This window comes from Sneathiella sp., from assembly GCF_047631475.1.
Classification (GTDB): Bacteria; Pseudomonadota; Alphaproteobacteria; order Sneathiellales; family Sneathiellaceae; genus Sneathiella.
Window position 1 is genome coordinate 38420 of sequence record NZ_JBLHZT010000012.1, and the last position, 16267, is coordinate 54686.

General features: G+C 49.1%; 15 protein-coding genes. 12 read left to right on the forward strand and 3 right to left on the reverse strand.

Annotated features, from left to right (window positions below; all coding sequences use genetic code 11):
* Positions 1–64: 64 nt before the first annotated feature.
* The 12 genes from ACJAYR_RS07070 (at position 65) to ACJAYR_RS07125 (ending at position 12720) form a co-directional block, all read left to right on the forward strand.
* On the forward strand, positions 65–2077 hold the full coding sequence (locus ACJAYR_RS07070; protein WP_415235939.1) for a TonB-dependent hemoglobin/transferrin/lactoferrin family receptor: 2013 nt from the start codon (positions 65–67) through the stop codon (positions 2075–2077).
* A complete protein-coding gene (locus ACJAYR_RS07075) occupies positions 2071–3033 on the forward strand; it encodes an energy transducer TonB (protein ID WP_415235940.1) in 963 nt (320 codons plus the stop codon). The genes ACJAYR_RS07070 and ACJAYR_RS07075 overlap by 7 nt, the downstream gene beginning before the upstream one ends.
* A gap of 33 nt (positions 3034–3066) precedes the next feature.
* Positions 3067–4131: a hemin-degrading factor gene (locus ACJAYR_RS07080; RefSeq protein WP_415235941.1), complete on the forward strand. Its 1065-nt coding sequence runs from the start codon at positions 3067–3069 to the stop codon at positions 4129–4131.
* Positions 4121–4711: a MotA/TolQ/ExbB proton channel family protein gene (locus tag ACJAYR_RS07085; protein ID WP_415235942.1), complete on the forward strand. Its 591-nt coding sequence runs from the start codon at positions 4121–4123 to the stop codon at positions 4709–4711. Before ACJAYR_RS07080 ends, ACJAYR_RS07085 begins: the two co-directional genes overlap by 11 nt.
* A complete protein-coding gene (locus tag ACJAYR_RS07090) occupies positions 4708–5139 on the forward strand; it encodes an ExbD/TolR family protein (RefSeq protein ID WP_415235943.1) in 432 nt (143 codons plus the stop codon). Before ACJAYR_RS07085 ends, ACJAYR_RS07090 begins: the two co-directional genes overlap by 4 nt.
* Complete coding sequence (locus ACJAYR_RS07095; protein ID WP_415235944.1) at positions 5136–5978, forward strand: heme/hemin ABC transporter substrate-binding protein; 843 nt, start codon at positions 5136–5138, stop codon at positions 5976–5978. The genes ACJAYR_RS07090 and ACJAYR_RS07095 overlap by 4 nt, the downstream gene beginning before the upstream one ends.
* A gap of 11 nt (positions 5979–5989) precedes the next feature.
* Complete coding sequence (locus ACJAYR_RS07100; protein WP_415235945.1) at positions 5990–7027, forward strand: FecCD family ABC transporter permease; 1038 nt, start codon at positions 5990–5992, stop codon at positions 7025–7027.
* Complete coding sequence (locus ACJAYR_RS07105; protein ID WP_415235946.1) at positions 7024–7824, forward strand: heme ABC transporter ATP-binding protein; 801 nt, start codon at positions 7024–7026, stop codon at positions 7822–7824. The genes ACJAYR_RS07100 and ACJAYR_RS07105 overlap by 4 nt, the downstream gene beginning before the upstream one ends.
* 89 nt (positions 7825–7913) lie before the next feature.
* Positions 7914–8294, forward strand: a complete 381-nt coding sequence (locus tag ACJAYR_RS07110; RefSeq protein WP_415235947.1) for an Hpt domain-containing protein — start codon at positions 7914–7916, stop codon at positions 8292–8294.
* 92 nt (positions 8295–8386) lie between these two features.
* Positions 8387–11089 carry a DUF2339 domain-containing protein gene (locus tag ACJAYR_RS07115; RefSeq protein WP_415235948.1) on the forward strand — a complete coding sequence of 901 codons (2703 nt, stop codon included), beginning with the start codon at positions 8387–8389 and terminating at the stop codon, positions 11087–11089.
* 58 nt (positions 11090–11147) lie between these two features.
* A complete protein-coding gene (locus ACJAYR_RS07120; protein ID WP_415235949.1) occupies positions 11148–11705 on the forward strand; it encodes a VOC family protein in 558 nt (185 codons plus the stop codon).
* Between the two features lies 1 nt (position 11706).
* A complete protein-coding gene (locus ACJAYR_RS07125) occupies positions 11707–12720 on the forward strand; it encodes a fumarylacetoacetate hydrolase family protein (RefSeq protein ID WP_415235950.1) in 1014 nt (337 codons plus the stop codon).
* Here the strand turns inward: ACJAYR_RS07125 and nagA are convergent.
* From nagA to ACJAYR_RS07140, 3 genes are read right to left on the reverse strand one after another with little or no spacing between them, the layout of a single operon-like run.
* A complete protein-coding gene (gene nagA, locus ACJAYR_RS07130; protein WP_415235951.1) occupies positions 12696–13877 on the reverse strand; it encodes an N-acetylglucosamine-6-phosphate deacetylase in 1182 nt (393 codons plus the stop codon). The genes ACJAYR_RS07125 and nagA overlap by 25 nt on opposite strands.
* Complete coding sequence (locus ACJAYR_RS07135; RefSeq protein ID WP_415235952.1) at positions 13840–15414, reverse strand: alkaline phosphatase family protein; 1575 nt, start codon at positions 15412–15414, stop codon at positions 13840–13842. The genes nagA and ACJAYR_RS07135 overlap by 38 nt, the downstream gene beginning before the upstream one ends.
* A complete protein-coding gene (locus tag ACJAYR_RS07140) occupies positions 15407–16255 on the reverse strand; it encodes an alpha/beta fold hydrolase (protein WP_415235953.1) in 849 nt (282 codons plus the stop codon). The genes ACJAYR_RS07135 and ACJAYR_RS07140 overlap by 8 nt, the downstream gene beginning before the upstream one ends.
* Positions 16256–16267: the final 12 nt, after the last annotated feature.

The window sequence follows — 16267 nt, forward strand, 5'->3', positions numbered from 1 at the left end:
AGCCAAGCAAACGAGTAGCCAGGCAGCCAGCGATAAGAGCCAATACGTACAAAGGAAACTTTTTATGCGTGGTTCTTTGCGTGTGGTCATTAAGGCTGCACTATTATCGACGACCATTCTAACCCCTGCCATGGCAGAGGAAGTGCAGCCAAATACCGAGTTGGACGCGGTGACAGTTTATGCAACCCGTAGTCCGCAATCCACGTTTAATGTCCCTTCCATGGTGGGGACGGTGGATTTGGAGGACCCTGGAAACGCGACTTCCGGAAACCTGAATGACATTTTGAAACATCAGGTTGGCGTTGAAGTTGGCGGTGGTCCGCGATCTTCCAGCCAGACGGTTCGTATCCGTGGATATTCTGATGATGCCGTTATTACGTTAATCGATGGACGGCGTCAGCAATTTCAGTCCGGCCACGATGGTCGGCAGTTTATCGATGGTTCTCTGTTGAAATCTGTTGAAATCGTAAGGGGGTCTTCTTCATCGATTTACGGTGGTGGTGGTATCGGGGGCGTTATTGCTTTTGAAACAAAAGAAGCTGCGGACCTCTTACGGCCCGGTGAGACTTTTGGGGTATCCAATTCCGTTCTTTTCAGGACGGCTAACAATAATTTCACTCCGAACGTTACGGCCTATGGACGCACCGAGATGCTTGATGTGGTTGGCAGTTTATCCTACCGCCGGTCTGGTGATGTGGAGCTTGGAACAGGCGAAGAGCTTGCAACGAAAGAACGCATTTTAAATGGTTTGCTTAAGGCAGGCCTGACGTTTGCGGATTATCATACTGTGAATTTAGAGGGCGTTTACTTCAATAATGACGGTGAAGAGCCAAATAACTCCAACTCCACCGGTGTGGCCGTAAAGAAGGATATCAGTGACTATCAGTTTAGTCTGAAATATGAGTTTGAAGATCCTGCCAATGACCTTGTGAACCCCAAGATTCATCTATATTTCAATCGGACACAAACCGAAGAAGAGGATATCACGGGGGCCAATGCAGGGCGCGTTCGCTCACGAGATTTCAGAACTTTAGCGTTCACGGCGGATAATCAAAGCAGGCTTTCGGTAAGTGAAAATCAGACACATACCTTTTCTTATGGAGCAGAATTTTACCGCGATACTCTAGATCCCTCCAGCACGACGGGGACCTTTGACGGGGTTCCCGATGCATCCTCCAGAACGTATGGCATTTACATTCAGGATGAGATTTCTTTCGATACGGACGCGGGTAAGTTTCTGATCATTCCAGCCCTGCGTTATGATCACTATAGTAGCGATGATGCAAACGGGAACAGCCAAAGTGAAGGGGCTTTTTCGCCCAAATTAGCGGTGAGTTATCGGCCGGTACCATCCTTTATGGTGTTCTCCAGCCTGGCCCGCGCGTTTAGAGCGCCTAATCTCACGGAAACCTATGCAACCGGCCTTCACTTTCCGGGCGGGGGTCCTATACCAAATAACTTCTTTGTTCCTAACCCGGATTTGAAGCCTGAAGTGGTCACCACATTTGAAATTGGGGCAGGAATTGACCTTCAGAACGTGCTGTCTGAAAAGGACAAACTGCAAATCAAAGGATCAGCTTATCAAAGCTGGGGGAAAGATTTTATTGCGCTGAATGTTGATGCTTTTGGCGGGACAACCGAAAATACCAATATTCCGGATGCCGTTCTGTTTGGCTGGGAAGTGGAAACGGCCTACCAGTCGGGACCATGGGGCACGAAAGTGGGACTGTCCTATATCGAGGCAGAAAATGACGATACGGGCGAATATCTGGGGAATTCCACACCCCTCACATTGATCACGGATTTGAACTATACCGCAACGTCTCTTGATAGCGTTTTTGGTTGGAGAGGTAGGTTTTCCGATGCCAATGACAAGGTGGGCAATAATGATACGTCGACAGACGGATATGCGGTGCACGATCTTTATTATCGCTGGGCGCCAACAGATGGGCAATTTCAGGATGTGATGGTGGATTTTAGTATCTCCAATCTTTTTGATGCTGAATATAAACGGATCGGCAGCTCAGTTGAAGAAGAGGGGCGAAGTTTCAACGCGAAGGTTACCTATAAATGGTAACGATTGTTGCAGAACAGACAGATACGAAGGGCAGGTGGCTTTGCTACCTGTTCCTCTCTGTCATGCTCAATCTTGGATTAATCAGTGTGGTGGATTTTTCAGCTAAATCACCGGTTCAGGAGATCGAGAAACCGTTTCAGATTACGTTCAGCAGCCGCGCCCGAACCATCGACACTGTGTCGTCATTATCTGTCCCATTGAGCGGCGCCGAAAAAACAAAGGTGGCGGCGCCAGTGGCGGTGGAGACGGAGATTATTATGCCACTCTCAGGTGCCAAAGCTGCTCAAACACAACCGGTCCCGGATGTTGTTATTAAAAAATCCGCACAGAAAACGATCGCCAAAAATAAAAAACCGGCAATGATCAAGGAAGCGTCTTTGCCAGCCAGACAAGAGACACATTCTCTTCCTGAACCGATGGATCCGGGTGTGAGGCCTTTAAAGGTGGCCTCCATTCACTCTGTTCCAATGCCCCGCCGGCGCCCAACACTGAATGAAACGCCCCAGAAAATTCAAACAGAACCGATTGAAAAGGCAGTTCCGGAACAGCCTGTAAATAAACAGAAATTTGCGCCTGTGAAAACCGCTGCGTTGGCAGATAAGTCAGCAGAACTTGCGCCATCAAAGACTGGACGCACCCGGCAACAGGCAAAAACAGGAGATCAAGGCGACGCGGATGTTAGTATCATCGGCACCGCTAATTATCGGCGTAAAACGCCTTTGCGATATCCAAAACGCGCCCTTGATCTTGGTCAGCAGGGCACGGTGAAACTTCATGTGCACATCACCCCGGACGGAACACCAACGGAGCTAAAGATCGCCCGATCATCTGGTTATCGGTTGTTGGATAAAGCAGCGTTGGCTGCCGTACAGAAATGGGAGTTTGTTCCTCGCAAACAGGGGGCAACAACGGTCGCCAGTTGGGTCAGTGTACCTGTGGATTTTGTTATTCGATAAGTGAGCTATCAAAGCATATTAAAGGAATTAAAGATGAATGCAGAGCAGATTAAAAACGCGTTGGTAACGGTGCGCGAGGAAAATCCCGGGATCAGGGCCCGCGATGCAGCACAGGAAATTGGTATTTCAGAAGCAGAGCTTCTCGCCGCGCAAGTTGGAAACCTGGTTGTTCGGCTGAATAATGAGCCAATTGACATTTTGAAAGCGTTGGAGGCTGTTGGTGAGGTGATGGCGCTTTCCCGAAATGAACATTGCGTTCATGAGCGCAAAGGGGTTTACAAAGACCTGAAAGTCTTTGGAAAAGGGGCTGCGCAGCATGTTTTAATGATCAACCCGGACATTGACCTTCGGATTTTTATTTCCAACTGGACTTTCGTTTTCGCTGTGTTGCAAGACGGGGATACCGGACCGCGGAGCAGTCTGCAGTTCTTTGACAAAGAAGGGGCGGCAATTCACAAAGTTTATCTGACAGAAGCGTCCAACACAAAGGCGTTCGCTTCTATTGTCAAGATATTCACAGCCGACGATCAGACAAATCCACTCGATATACAGGCCTATGAAAAACCGGCGCCGCAAAAGGAAGACGGCGATATTAATTGGCCGAAATTTCGCGAGCATTGGGAAAAAATGCAGGATGTACACGAGTTTTTTCCGTTGCTTCGTAAATTCAAAATCTCACGATTGCAGGGGCATCGCCATATCGGTGAAGATTTCGCGCGCAAGGTGCCGAACTCTTCGGCACAGACCGTTTTGGAACTCGCCGCGTCCAACGATTTTGAAATAATGGTTTTTGTTGGCAATCGGGGCATTGTTCAAATTCATACAGGCCAGATCAACACGTTAAAGGAATATGGGGCCTGGTATAATATTTTGGACCCCAAGTTTAATTTGCATCTCGATCAAAGCGGAATTGCTGAAACGTGGATCACTCGTAAGCCAACGAAAGATGGCCTGATCAGTTCAATGGAGGTTTTCGACAAAAATGGCGACCTGATCGTTACCTTTTTCGGCAAGCGTCAGGAAGGCAACCCAGAGCAGGCATTGTGGCGGGAAATCCTCGCAGAAATCACTGACAAAGAGGCGCAAAATGCCGCTTGATGGGTTTGAAAAGCTTGGGCCAATGGGAATTCCGTTGGCCCTATGCTCTGTTCTTGCTGCGATGGTCGTTCTGGAGCGCCTTGTTTACAGTCTTAAATTCGGGTGGCAGAAGAAAAACGTTCTCTCTCGCTTAAACAAACTTCTTTCTGACCATGCTGATTGCAGCAAACCCTTGCGGGATGAAATTGTCAGTGATGCTCTGGAAAAACTGAAGGTTCAGTCGCAGTCCGGAATTCGGTTTTTACGGATCATTGCGACCCTCAGTCCCCTTATCGGATTACTTGGAACGATTTTGGGCATAGTCACTGCGTTTAAGGTGATCGCCAGTCAAACAGGACCTGTTTCACCAAACCTGATTGCAGACGGATTGTGGGAGGCCATGTTGACAACGGGTTTTGGATTATGCATCGCGCTACCGTCGATTTTTCTGGCCTATCTTTTTCAGCATTTGTCCGAGCAAAGACTGGCAGCCTTGGCGAGTACGTTAAACGCAGCCTCGTTGGAACAGGAAGTCATGAAGGAGCGGGCGATAATGTCGGCTGGCAGTGTTGCGCCTACGCAGCGGGATCAGGCCGCATGATCCAGCTTCGCTCAGAACAGGAGCATGGTGCGGGTCTCGTCGATCTTGCACCGGATCTTACGCCCATGCTTGATATATTGTTTATCCTGCTGGTGTTTTTCATGCTGACCGCAGGAACGGTGCTTCAATCCTTTAATGTCACCCTGCCAGAAGATGTGACGGATGTAATACCAACGCTAAAAGCGTCGAACCCAATAATAATTGAAATTAAAAAAGACGTATATATCGTTGATAAAAATCAAATAAATGAATTTGAAAAACTGAAAATATCTGTTCAGGAACTCGTTAAGCGCAATCCGGATCAGGAACTGGTCATTGCAGGAGACAAGGATGTTTCCATCGATCGCCTCTTGGGTCTTCTAACCTATCTCCAATCCCAAAATATCAAAACAGCTAATATCTTAATGACACGAGGAACGGGTCAATGAAACTGTTAAATCTAACATGCCAATCCATTTTGGCCCTGTTTATGATGGGCAGCATGGCAACGGCAGAGACACCAAAAAGGCTGGTGACTGTTGGGGGCGCAATCACTGAAATTGTGTATGCTTTAGGTGCGGGGCATCAGGTGGTTGGGAATGATACGACCAGCTATTACCCGCCAGTGGCCGCAAGCCAGCCCAAAGTCGGATACCAAAGAGCCTTGTCGGCTGAGGGGGTTATCTCACTTGCCCCGGACCTTTTATTGCTCTCCAGTGATGCTGGGCCCGCCCCCGTATTAAAACAGCTTTCCGCCATTGGTTTGGAACAGATTATTATACCGGCCGCCCAAAATATGGATCAGACCTTTCTGAATATCGCCGATATTGGAAAAGTGTTGAAGCGGGAAAAGGAAAGTGCCCATCTATTGAAAGCGCTGCGGCTGTCACTTGAAGATTTGAAAGCGAAAAAACAAACCAATGCGGGCAGGCCAAAAATCTTGTTCATGATGAAGCATGGCGGGGGTCCGATGATGGTTGCGGGTCAGGAAACTGCGGCAGAGGGGATTATTTCTTTGGCAGGTGGTGAAAATGCTGTGTCAGAATATTCTGGATTTCGGCCCTTAACCGCCGAGGCCATTATTCAGCAGGCGCCTGATTTTATTTTGACCACGCATTCGGCCCTGCAAGGCGCCGGTGGTATCGATGGTATTTTAAAAGCACCGGGTGTGTCCCTCACACCGGCCGGACGTTCAAGGCGGGTAATTGGCATGGATGCGTTGTTACTATTGGGGTTTGGACCCAGAACCATTAGCGCGGCGCACACTCTATTTGACAAAATTCATTAGGCCGAAACGTTATGACCCCTTTAAATCCTTCTGTTGCTGTGGCCAATGATAAAACTCAGAAACGATTTGTTCTGATCCTGTCTGCCGGACTATGCCTTTCTCTTATCATAGCCGCGACCATTGGGGCCGTTTCGATCCCAGTTGCGGATCTTGTTGTTTGGTCCTTAAGCGATTTACAGGAAAATGTTCTGTCCAATATACGGGCACCCAGGCTGGTTTTGGCAGCATTGGTTGGGGCGGCCCTTTCGATTTCTGGCGCCGCCCTGCAAGGCCTGTTTCGGAATGCCCTCGCGGACCCGGGTTTGATCGGTGTTTCCAGTGGGGCCCATCTGTCGGTGGCGCTTGTTATTGTGTTTGCCGGATCAATCGGGGGAATTTTGGGGTTGTATGCGTTAAGCCTCGCCGCTTTTCTGGGGAGCCTGCTCGCATGTTTCGTGATTTTTCAGTTCGCCAGAATGAGCGGAACACTATCTGTGACGTTCATGCTGTTAACCGGCGTTGCGATAAATGCGTTGGCAATGGCGGGCGTAGGCTTTCTTAGTTTTATTAGCAATGATCAGCAGCTTCGCGCCATCAGCCTTTGGTCTATGGGCAGTGTTGGCGGGGCGCTTTGGCCGTCGGTTCTGGTTTGCGGCTCGGTGGTTGTTCCTGCGGTTATTTTTCTTCTGCGTAATGCTTCGGCAATGAACATTCTTCTATTGGGCGAAGAAGAAGCCCAATATCTGGGCGTGGATAGCAACCGGGTAAAACGGAATGTTATCATCTGTACGGCCTTATGCGTCGGGGCTTCGGTTGCTTTAACGGGCTTAATCGGCTTCGTTGGATTGGTGGTGCCGCATCTTGTCCGTCTTGTGATCGGGCCTGATCATCGCTGGCTTATTCCGGCTTCAGCATTGCTTGGCGGTATCTTGCTGACAATTGCTGATACCATCGCCAGAACGCTTGTCGCACCAACTGAAATGCCCGTCGGTATTCTGACCAGTTTAATAGGCGGCCCTTTTTTCCTTTGGTTGCTGATGCGCCAATTCACTGGACGGTTTGGACTATGATTGACATCTCTCATCTTTCCCTTACTCAGCAGGGAAACAGTATCCTGAGCGATATTTCCACGCAAATTCCAACCGGCAGGATTACCGCAATCCTTGGGCCAAATGGTGCAGGCAAATCCAGTTTGTTGAAATGCCTCACGGGGGCGACAAAAAATTACACAGGAAATATTCGGTATGACGGTCGGGATCTCAGATCCTATAAACTGGCTGATTTGGCGAAGAAACGCGCGGTTCTATCGCAACATCTCAATGTCGGTTTTCCATTCTCTGTGAGTGAAATCGTTCTCATGGGGCGTAACCCTTTTTCAAAAACCGGGTCCGACCGGGAAGATGCCCACATTGTAGATCAGGTGCTGGCATTGGTGGATGCTCGGCATCTTAAAAATCGGCTCTTTCCCTCTTTATCCGGGGGCGAACAGCAACGTGTGCAATTGGCGCGCATTCTGGCGCAATTGTGGCAACAAACGGGGGCGTGCCTTTTCCTTGATGAGCCAACTTCAGCACTTGACCTGAAACATCAATTCGCAGTGCTGTCGCTTATCCAGAAACTCAGTTTCGATCAGTCATTTACAATCATTTGCGTATTGCATGATCTTAATATGGCAAAGATTTTCTGTGACCATGCGATCTTGTTGAAAGGTGGGGGACTGCATGCGGTAGGGGAGGCAAAACAGATTATTAATCCGGAGACAATTAACGACGTCTATCAGGTTTCAATGGCTGAAGTGTCGGATGGATCTTCAGGACAGAAACATCTTATCTATCAGCTTCCTATCGCGCGGCGTTCAATATCCTAACGATAATATATTGTATACGGGCATCTCGTTTTGTGAAAGAATTACCCCTATAAATGTTTCTGTTTTCCATTTTAAAAGGCAGGTAAGCAATGTCCGAAAATAACCATATCCCACTGGGGGACATTGCTTTTCTCGATCATATCGCCACCAATGCCAGCCCCGCCGCTGCGCGCGCACTTCTGGAAAGCGTACCGGGGGCAATCTTCGAAGAACTTGAAAAAATCAGCAACGCGCTTGTTGCAAAAGATAGTGTCGCCTTGAAGTCTGCGTGTCACAGTCTGCGGGGCGCCTGTTATTCCATACAGGCAACGCGGTTGGCTGAAACGGCACGTCAAATGGAAGAGAAGGCGTCGGATTTAGGGCTCGCACAGGACTATCTTGACTATCTGCAGAATGTGGGGGCGGAAACTGTTGACTGGTGGACAGAATTTCTGGATGGGGGACGGTATCTTGAGGCTTCAGAGCCCTAGTGGATTGTTTTCAAATCGCCCTGTAAATAGTTGTTTTCGCTAGCCATAATCCTTCAGGTTGATATGCTGGGTCATCATTTTCCGGGGGGCCTATGGAAGATTTCTTTCTGCTTTTTATAATACTCGTACCCTTTGCGTTGGTCGGTATCTTAATCTGGCTGGTTTTAAAGGTCCGTTCGTTGGAGCGCAACATTGCGTATCTAGCAAAACAGCAATCTGAATGGTCCCGCACCGAAGAGGCTAAGAATAGGCCTGTAACGGCACAGACTGAGGCAGTTAAAGATCCGGCACAGGCCAAACAAGAAACAGAAAACCCTAAAAAAGATCAGCTGCTTTCCTCTCATACTCTGAATACAGAACAATCTGCGAGTGCAAAAATCAACGCGGACGCTCAGCCAGCAGAAACCGGTATTCAAGAAACTGTCCGGACTGAAAATGACAGAGAAAGAAATATTACCGGGGCGCCGAAGGTAAGCCTGCTGGACCGTCTGACGGATATCCGCTTACTGATTTGGATCGGTGGATCCGCACTCGCGTTAGGGGGTGTCTTTGTCGTTAAATATTCTTTTGAACACGAATTGTTAGGTCCCTGGGGTCGGGTGTTGGCCGGTGGGTTACTGGGGCTGGTAATGCTGGCGGCGTCTGAATGGTTGCGGCGTCAGGAAGATCTTGGATCGACCCGTCAACACTGGTCCTATTTACCGCTTATTGTCTCGGCGGCGGGTTTTGTAACCCTGTATGGCGCTGTCTTCGCTGGATATGCCCTATATGAACTGTTTCCGCCGCTCATTGCCCTTTTGTTGATGGCGATCGTGGCCGCTTCGGGATTGGTTTATTCCTTGTTACTTGGCCCTCCCATTGCTTTGCTGGCGGTGATTGGCGCGTATCTTGTCCCTCTATTGGTATCAACAGAAAACCCTTCTACCGAGATGCTGTATCTGTATCTTGGGGGTGTCATGGCGGGCAGTTTCCTATTCCTAAGATATCGGCAATGGCCGTTCATCGCCGGCGTCAATCTGCTGTTTGCTGTTCTGTGGTTCTTGATGTGGCTGGTCTTCTCGTCGGTTAAAACGGCAGAAATCATGGTTTTGACGATCTATGGCTGTGTGGTCTTGGGCTTGTACCTGTATCAATTTGCAGGACCTGTTAGCGGGCCACGGGAAAGTGGGTGGCGAACCCTTTACCGTCATCCTGAAATATGGGCGGTTGCAGCGGTCGCATTCGTCGGATTTATTGGTCTGGCGCTCGCCTTTTTTTCAAACTATCTGCCAGCCAGCCTTGCACTGCCGTTCTTGTTATTGCCGATAACAGCGTGGGCCTCTGCCCGAAACGGGTTTCTGGAGACATCCGTTTGGATCGGGCAGGTGTCTTTGCTGATCTATATTGGTTTGTGGCCGGAGGGATCCTATTCAAACGGCGTCTTGCTACCGAACCTTGCTGTCATCATCTGGTCTGCGCTTGGCGGCGCGTTTTATGTTTTGATGGCCGGCTGGCGTCTGACGTCAGGGATATCGACCTTTAACGGGATTTTATATGCCGTCTATATGCCACTTCTCATTTTCTGCCTGTTGTTCTGGAAATATAACGGGTTCGGAACCTCCCTTGAATGGAGTGTTATTGCGTTGGTTCTATCTGGTGGATATGTGGGGGCTGCAAGTACAATTCGTCAGAAAATGTCAGAAGAAGCGGGACGGTTACTGGTGGGTCTGCTGGCCGCGGGCGGCACTGGTGGCTTATCGCTGGCACTTGCGGCCGCTTTGGAAGCGGAATGGCTGACAATTGCCTTTGCCCTTCAGATCGTGGCCTTGGGGTGGATCCATCGCCATATCCCGATCAGGATATTCCGACCGATTGCAGCCTTGCTGGCCATCATTGTTATTGTCCGGCTTGAAATGGATAGTGAACTCTTTCGTTTTCTGTTTGATGCTTCTCTTTCTGTGGATTGGTACGTCTATGGGCTTGGTGTACCGCTTGTTGCTTTTCTTGTTTCCAGACATATTTTTGCAAAAGAAAAACAGGACTATCTAACGGGTTTGCTGGAAAGCGGCGCCGTGCTGTTTTGGGTAAGTTTGATTGCGTTGACAGTTCGTCATTGGATGTCTGGTAGTGACGTCGGATTTCTGGATTTGAGTTTCGCAGAAGCCAGCATTCATGTCGTTAGCTGGCTCTTGAATGCCCTTGGGCTGTATTGGTTGGCCAGTCGGCGGCCAAATCCGGTGCGGGAGTGGGCCTGGAAAATCCTGGGAGCCTTCGGACTTGTGGTACTCGTGTTCGGAACGATGCTTCTATTAAATCCGATGATAAGCCGGTCGGGGGATGTTGGAAGCTGGTATCTGATTAATTGGCTTTCGTTTGGGTATATTGGCTCTGCGGTCATCTTGCTCTTTGGTACACGGGTGTTGAGATCAGACCATCAGAAATATGGACCCTATATTGTAGGCCTCGCTGGATTGCTGGGGTTTTGGTATCTGAATACAGAAATACGGCACTTCTTTAATGGTCCTGACATGTTGCTGGGATCTGTCGGAGAGACCGAAATGTATGCCTATTCTGTGGGCTGGTTATGTTATGCGGGCGCCGGTATGGGGTTGGGCATTGCACAGGACAGGCATCGGATTCTTCAGGCGGCGTTATTATTACTACTACTGACCGCAGTGAAGGTTTTCTTTTTTGATATGGCCGCCTTGGAAGGCTTGTTGCGAGCGGCATCGTTTCTAGGGTTGGGCGTTGTCTTGATCGGGTTGGCGTTTCTGTATCAACGATTTGGAAAAAAGAATGTCCATAATAATCCTTGAAATAGTTACATATGAAACTATTATTGGCACCATGAGCTATTGCTGAAGGGAACAGAGAATGAAAATTCAGAAAATTCATCATGTGGCGTACCGGTGCAGGGATGCGAAGGAAACTGTTGATTGGTATGTAAAATATCTGAATATGGATTTTGTTCTGGCGATTGCCGAAAATGAAGTTCCTTCGACGAAAGCACCTGATCCATACATGCATGTTTTTCTAGATGCTGGTAATGGAAATATCCTGGCATTTTTTGAGCTGCCGAATTCCCCTGATATGGGGAAGGACCCGAATACGCCTGAATGGGTTCAGCATCTTGCGTTAAAAGTTGGAAGTATGGACGAGCTCCTCGCAGCGAAAGAACGGTTTGAAGCGGACGGCATTGATGTACTTGGTCCGGTCAACCACACTTTGTTTCAGTCCATCTATTTTTTCGATCCCAATGGTCATCGGATCGAACTTGCTGCAAATACTGATACGGCGGATATGAACGCCAAACTGGACCATGTGAAGTGGGAAATGCTGGAAGAATGGAGCCGTACAAAACGGGCCCCCCAACATGCGCGGTGGATGCATGACGGCAGTGTAGAGCCGGATTTTGCCAAAACGGAAAAGTAATATGAAATTTGCCTCTTTAAAAAATGAAACGCGGGACGGGCAGCTTGTTGTCGTGAGCCGCGACCTGACAGAATGTCTCGCCGTGACTGAAATTGCGCCAACGCTGCAATATGCCTTGGATCATTGGGAAGATGTAAAAGGTGCGTTGGAAGAGGCTTATATTCGTCTAAATAACGGAACTGCCGAGAAACGGACAGTCTTTGATCAGCAGCAGGCATTGTCGCCGCTTCCCAGAGCATATCAATGGGCGGATGGATCCGCCTATGTTAATCATGTCGAATTGGTGCGCAAAGCCCGCGGGGCCGAGATGCCCCCCAGCTTTTGGACCGATCCCCTGATGTATCAGGGCGGATCGGATACTTTCCTTGCACCGACCGAAGACATTCCGCTGGTGGAGGACGCCTGGGGGCTGGATTTTGAAGGGGAACTCGCCATCGTAACAGACGATGTTCCCATGGGCGTTCAAAAGAAAGAGGCGTCCGATAAAATTCGACTGGTCATGATGGTAAATGACATTTCCTTGCGCGGTTTAATCCCGCCTGAGTTAGGAAAAGGCTTTGGGTTTTTCCATTCCAAACCTTCCAGTGCGTTCGCGCCTGTGGCGGTGACCCCCGACGAGCTGGGTTCAGACTGGAAAGAGGGCAAGCTTCACCGTCCTTTAGAGGTTACCTACAACGGGACCCTTTTTGGCTGCCCGGATGCTGGAACTGATATGACCTTTGATTTTTTGGATCTTATTCAACACGCGGCAAAAAGCAGGAAACTTGGAGCCGGGGCGATTATTGGATCCGGCACGGTATCTAATAAAATGGACGGAGGGCCCGGAAAAACTGTGGCTGAAGGGGGAAAAGGATTTACCTGCCTTGCAGAAATTCGGATGATTGAAACCATCGAAAATGGTCAGCCGTCAACGCCGTTTATGAAAGCCGGGGATCGTGTTGTGATGGAGATACTGGATCCGTTGGGTCACTCAATCTTCGGACGGATCGATCAGAAAGTCGTCAAAACTTCCTGAACCTGGCCCGTCTGGTCCATAAAGACCAGATCGGCATGCCGGTCTGGTTTCAAGAGGCCAATTTTGTGATCCAGACCCATAAATCGAGCCGGTGTTTCACTGGCCATTTTAACGCTGTCCTCTAACGTTTGCCCTAATAGGCTGATGCTTCTCATTACTGCATCTTCCATCGAGATGGCCGACCCTGCAAGAACCCCATCCGAAGTTGTGCAGCGACCCTCTTTGACGATTATTTTCTGGCCCTGAAGGATAAAGTCTGGATTGTTACTGCCCACACAGGGCATAGCATCCGTGATCAGGATCGTGTGATCAGGTGTTTTCCTAGCGAGGGCATTTTTCAGTACCGCGGGATGCACATGATCTCCATCGACAATAATACTGCAATAGCTGGACGGTTCTTCTAATGCGGCGCCGATGACCCCCGGCGCCCGGGATAGCATCGGGGGCATGGCATTGTATAAATGGGTAAAACCAGTAAGCCCCGCATTCAGGGCATCCTTTGTCTGTTCATAGGTTGCGTTTGTATGACCGGCGGCAACAACAACGCCGGCCCCAATAAGAGCCTGAAGGAAATCTGAAGAGACTTTTTCAGGCGCCAGCGTGATTAACACATGATCCAGTTCAAACTCTTCCACTAGATCGAGAAATTTGTCTTCAAATTTGCGAATGAAACGTTCGTTGTGAACCCCTTTTTTTAGGGGGTTCAAATAAGGGCCCTCAAAATGCAGCCCTTTAATAGAAAGAGGCTGTGCCGATTGGATGTCACGATAGGCCCCCGCAAATCGGCGCATGATGTCAAATTCGTCTGTTATCAGAGTGGGGAGCATAGATGTTGTCCCAAATGGCAAATGGGCTTGAGCCACCTGTTCCAAGCCGCGCAGGGTTGGGGCATCATTCAGCAGGATGCCGCCGCCGCCATTCACCTGAATGTCGAAAAAGCCGGGCACAAGAAAACCCGATCCCAAATCCCGTATTTTGGCATCACCCGGGACTTTGTCTCTGGATAGCACCGATTTGATTTTGCCTGCGGAAACATGCAGCAGGTGATCGGTCGCCCATTGACCGTCAATCAACAGGAAACCGGCCGTGATGTAATCAAAATCAGAAAGGGTGGATATGTTACCAGACGCCAAAATAGATCCCCCGGTCTTTTGCATTATCCGTTTTTTCCTCAATGGTGTCGTGCGCAACGGTAAAGCGTGTCTTGCGGGCTCTTATCCATTGATTAATCTGATTTTCGAAGGACTGGCAGCGTTCAGTCTGAGACGGATCACGGGCGAGGTCGTTCAGTTCCTTAGGATCAATTACCAAATCAAAAAGCTGTGGATCAAAACCATCGAAAGAAACATATTTCCATTCTTTGGTGCGTATCATATAGCCGCGTGTTTGATCCGGGGCCAACCCTAATGAAAGCCGGGCGTTTCGCCATGCATAATCTACCTCACTAAAGATGGCATCCCGCCAGACGACAGAAGTGTCCTGTTTTATCAGGGGCGTTAAAGAACGGCCTTCCAAAAGGTGCGGCTTTGCGGGTCCCCCAAGGGCATCGATGAAGGTTGGGATAAGATCAATTGCTTCGACGAGATTTTCGTCCGTGTGACCACGGCTTACATCGGCTGTTGGATCAGGATCAACAACGATCAATGGTATTCTGACGCTTTCTTCATGAAATAACTCTTTTTCACCCAGCCAGTGATCCCCTAAATAGTCTCCGTGATCACTGGTGAAAACAATGAGAGTATCTTCAAGGCGGCCCTGTTCTTCAAGAAAACCCATAAGCCGGCCAATATTGTCATCTATTTCCGTAATGAGCCCCATATAGGCGGGGATGACGTGTTTTCGTTTGGCTTCATCCGAAAAATTTACGCTCTCCTCATGTTTCATGAACGCATCGACAACAGGGTGAGGATGTTCTTTTTCCTGCTCATTGCGATTTGCCGGAAGAACGTCTTCTGGGCCGTACATATTGTGGTAGGGGGACGGCGCGATATAGGGCCAATGTGGCTTGATAAAACTCAGATGCAGGCACCAGGGTTGATCCCCCAGCTCTGATATTTTTGCCATGGCTTTATCTGTCATATAGGCGGTTTCAGAATGTTCGGCCCGGACCTCTGCTTTTAAATGAGCGTTCCTTAGAAACCAGCCGCTTTGCAACGCGCCCGTGTCGTCCCGGCCGGAATTTGCGGCTGTATGCCAAGGATTGTCACCTTCATATCCCATGTCTCGCAGGTAGATATTGTAAGCAAGGTTGGGGTCGGTCAATTGATCGGGGTGCAATCCGTCGTCACGCTCCCACGGCTCAAAGCCACATTGGGCGGCAAGAACCCCGTTTTTGGAAAGTGGATCAATACCAAGACGATCCATATTCGCCCGATCAGCACTCATATGAGTTTTACCCAGAAGGCCGGTTTGCACCCCCAGTTCCCGCATATGATCTCCAAGGGTTGGCTGCGCGATATTCAAGGGAACACCGTTATATGTGGCACCATGGCTGAACATATAGCGACCTGTGTAAAAACACATGCGCGAAGACCCGCAAACAGGGGCTTGTACATAAGCCCTTGAGAAGTTGACCCCGCGGGCCGCCAATTGGTCAATGTTGGGTGTTTTGATTGTCGGGTGACCATTACAGGCGAGATAATCTGCCCGTAACTGATCGCACATAATAAACAGGATATTTCGGGTTTTAGACATGATTTTCTTTTGAATTGGGGGTTCCATTGAGAAAACTGAAGATTTCCTGCCAGGCAATCGGGGTTTCTTTCATAAATAAATGACCGCCCTCATACACCCGCAAGGTTGCCCCGGGAATAGCCTTTGCGATGGCTTCTGAATTATGGACAGGCGTAATGCCATCATCCTGTCCACAGGTGACCATGGTCGGGCAGGTGATCTGTGGTAACTGATCATAGATATCATGATCACTCCGGGCTTTCATCTGCGCTTTCATGGCGGCTTTTTTTACAGGATCATTAAGGGTGGCGGATGCACTTTGAAAATGATACGCAAAAATTTCTTCAGCCTCTTTGGGGTTGGCCCGTTGCCATTCATCATGATGTTTTAAATTCAATAATTTCATGAAGGCTTGCGCATACTCGTTGGCGGGTAACTCCTGAAGTTCCTGAAGCGGATAGGACGAACCGCCAGCACCGCCGCTGCTTGTGCAACACAGGACAAGACGGGTTACTTTTTCTGGATGAAGCACGGCAAAATGCTGGGCGATCATACCGCCAAAACTAATTCCAACGATATGGGCTTTTTCCCAGCCCAGGTGATCCATAAGACGGGCAACATCATCCGCGTAAGCATGCATGTCCGGGGCCTGCTGAGGAGAAGAGGATTGCCCCATGCCACGGTTATCAAAACTCAGGATGGTGAATTTTTCAGAGCCAGGCACATCAAAGATATTCGGTTTATGCCGGGTGTCTGAATTGGTTCCTGAAATCAAGATCGTTTTCGGACCCTCTCCTGATATTTTGTAAAAAAGAGAATGGTCGCCTAAATTAAAAAATCCGCGTTGGTAAGTATGGCTCATTTAGGGATCCGG

Excerpts from the sequence above, each read along its gene's own strand:
- nagA (WP_415235951.1), bottom strand. The coding sequence starts at position 13,877 with ATGCAAAAGACCGGGGGATCTATTTTGGCGTCTGGTAACATATCCACC.
- ACJAYR_RS07095 (WP_415235944.1), top strand. The coding sequence starts at position 5,136 with ATGAAACTGTTAAATCTAACATGCCAATCCATTTTGGCCCTGTTTATG.
- ACJAYR_RS07070 (WP_415235939.1), top strand. The coding sequence starts at position 65 with ATGCGTGGTTCTTTGCGTGTGGTCATTAAGGCTGCACTATTATCGACG.
- ACJAYR_RS07115 (WP_415235948.1), top strand. The coding sequence starts at position 8,387 with ATGGAAGATTTCTTTCTGCTTTTTATAATACTCGTACCCTTTGCGTTG.
- ACJAYR_RS07080 (WP_415235941.1), top strand. The coding sequence starts at position 3,067 with ATGAATGCAGAGCAGATTAAAAACGCGTTGGTAACGGTGCGCGAGGAA.
- ACJAYR_RS07090 (WP_415235943.1), top strand. The coding sequence starts at position 4,708 with ATGATCCAGCTTCGCTCAGAACAGGAGCATGGTGCGGGTCTCGTCGAT.
- ACJAYR_RS07125 (WP_415235950.1), top strand. The coding sequence starts at position 11,707 with ATGAAATTTGCCTCTTTAAAAAATGAAACGCGGGACGGGCAGCTTGTT.
- ACJAYR_RS07105 (WP_415235946.1), top strand. The coding sequence starts at position 7,024 with ATGATTGACATCTCTCATCTTTCCCTTACTCAGCAGGGAAACAGTATC.
- ACJAYR_RS07085 (WP_415235942.1), top strand. The coding sequence starts at position 4,121 with ATGCCGCTTGATGGGTTTGAAAAGCTTGGGCCAATGGGAATTCCGTTG.
- ACJAYR_RS07120 (WP_415235949.1), top strand. The coding sequence starts at position 11,148 with ATGAAAATTCAGAAAATTCATCATGTGGCGTACCGGTGCAGGGATGCG.
- ACJAYR_RS07110 (WP_415235947.1), top strand. The coding sequence starts at position 7,914 with ATGTCCGAAAATAACCATATCCCACTGGGGGACATTGCTTTTCTCGAT.
- ACJAYR_RS07075 (WP_415235940.1), top strand. The coding sequence starts at position 2,071 with ATGGTAACGATTGTTGCAGAACAGACAGATACGAAGGGCAGGTGGCTT.
- ACJAYR_RS07100 (WP_415235945.1), top strand. The coding sequence starts at position 5,990 with ATGACCCCTTTAAATCCTTCTGTTGCTGTGGCCAATGATAAAACTCAG.
- ACJAYR_RS07140 (WP_415235953.1), bottom strand. The coding sequence starts at position 16,255 with ATGAGCCATACTTACCAACGCGGATTTTTTAATTTAGGCGACCATTCT.
- ACJAYR_RS07135 (WP_415235952.1), bottom strand. The coding sequence starts at position 15,414 with ATGTCTAAAACCCGAAATATCCTGTTTATTATGTGCGATCAGTTACGG.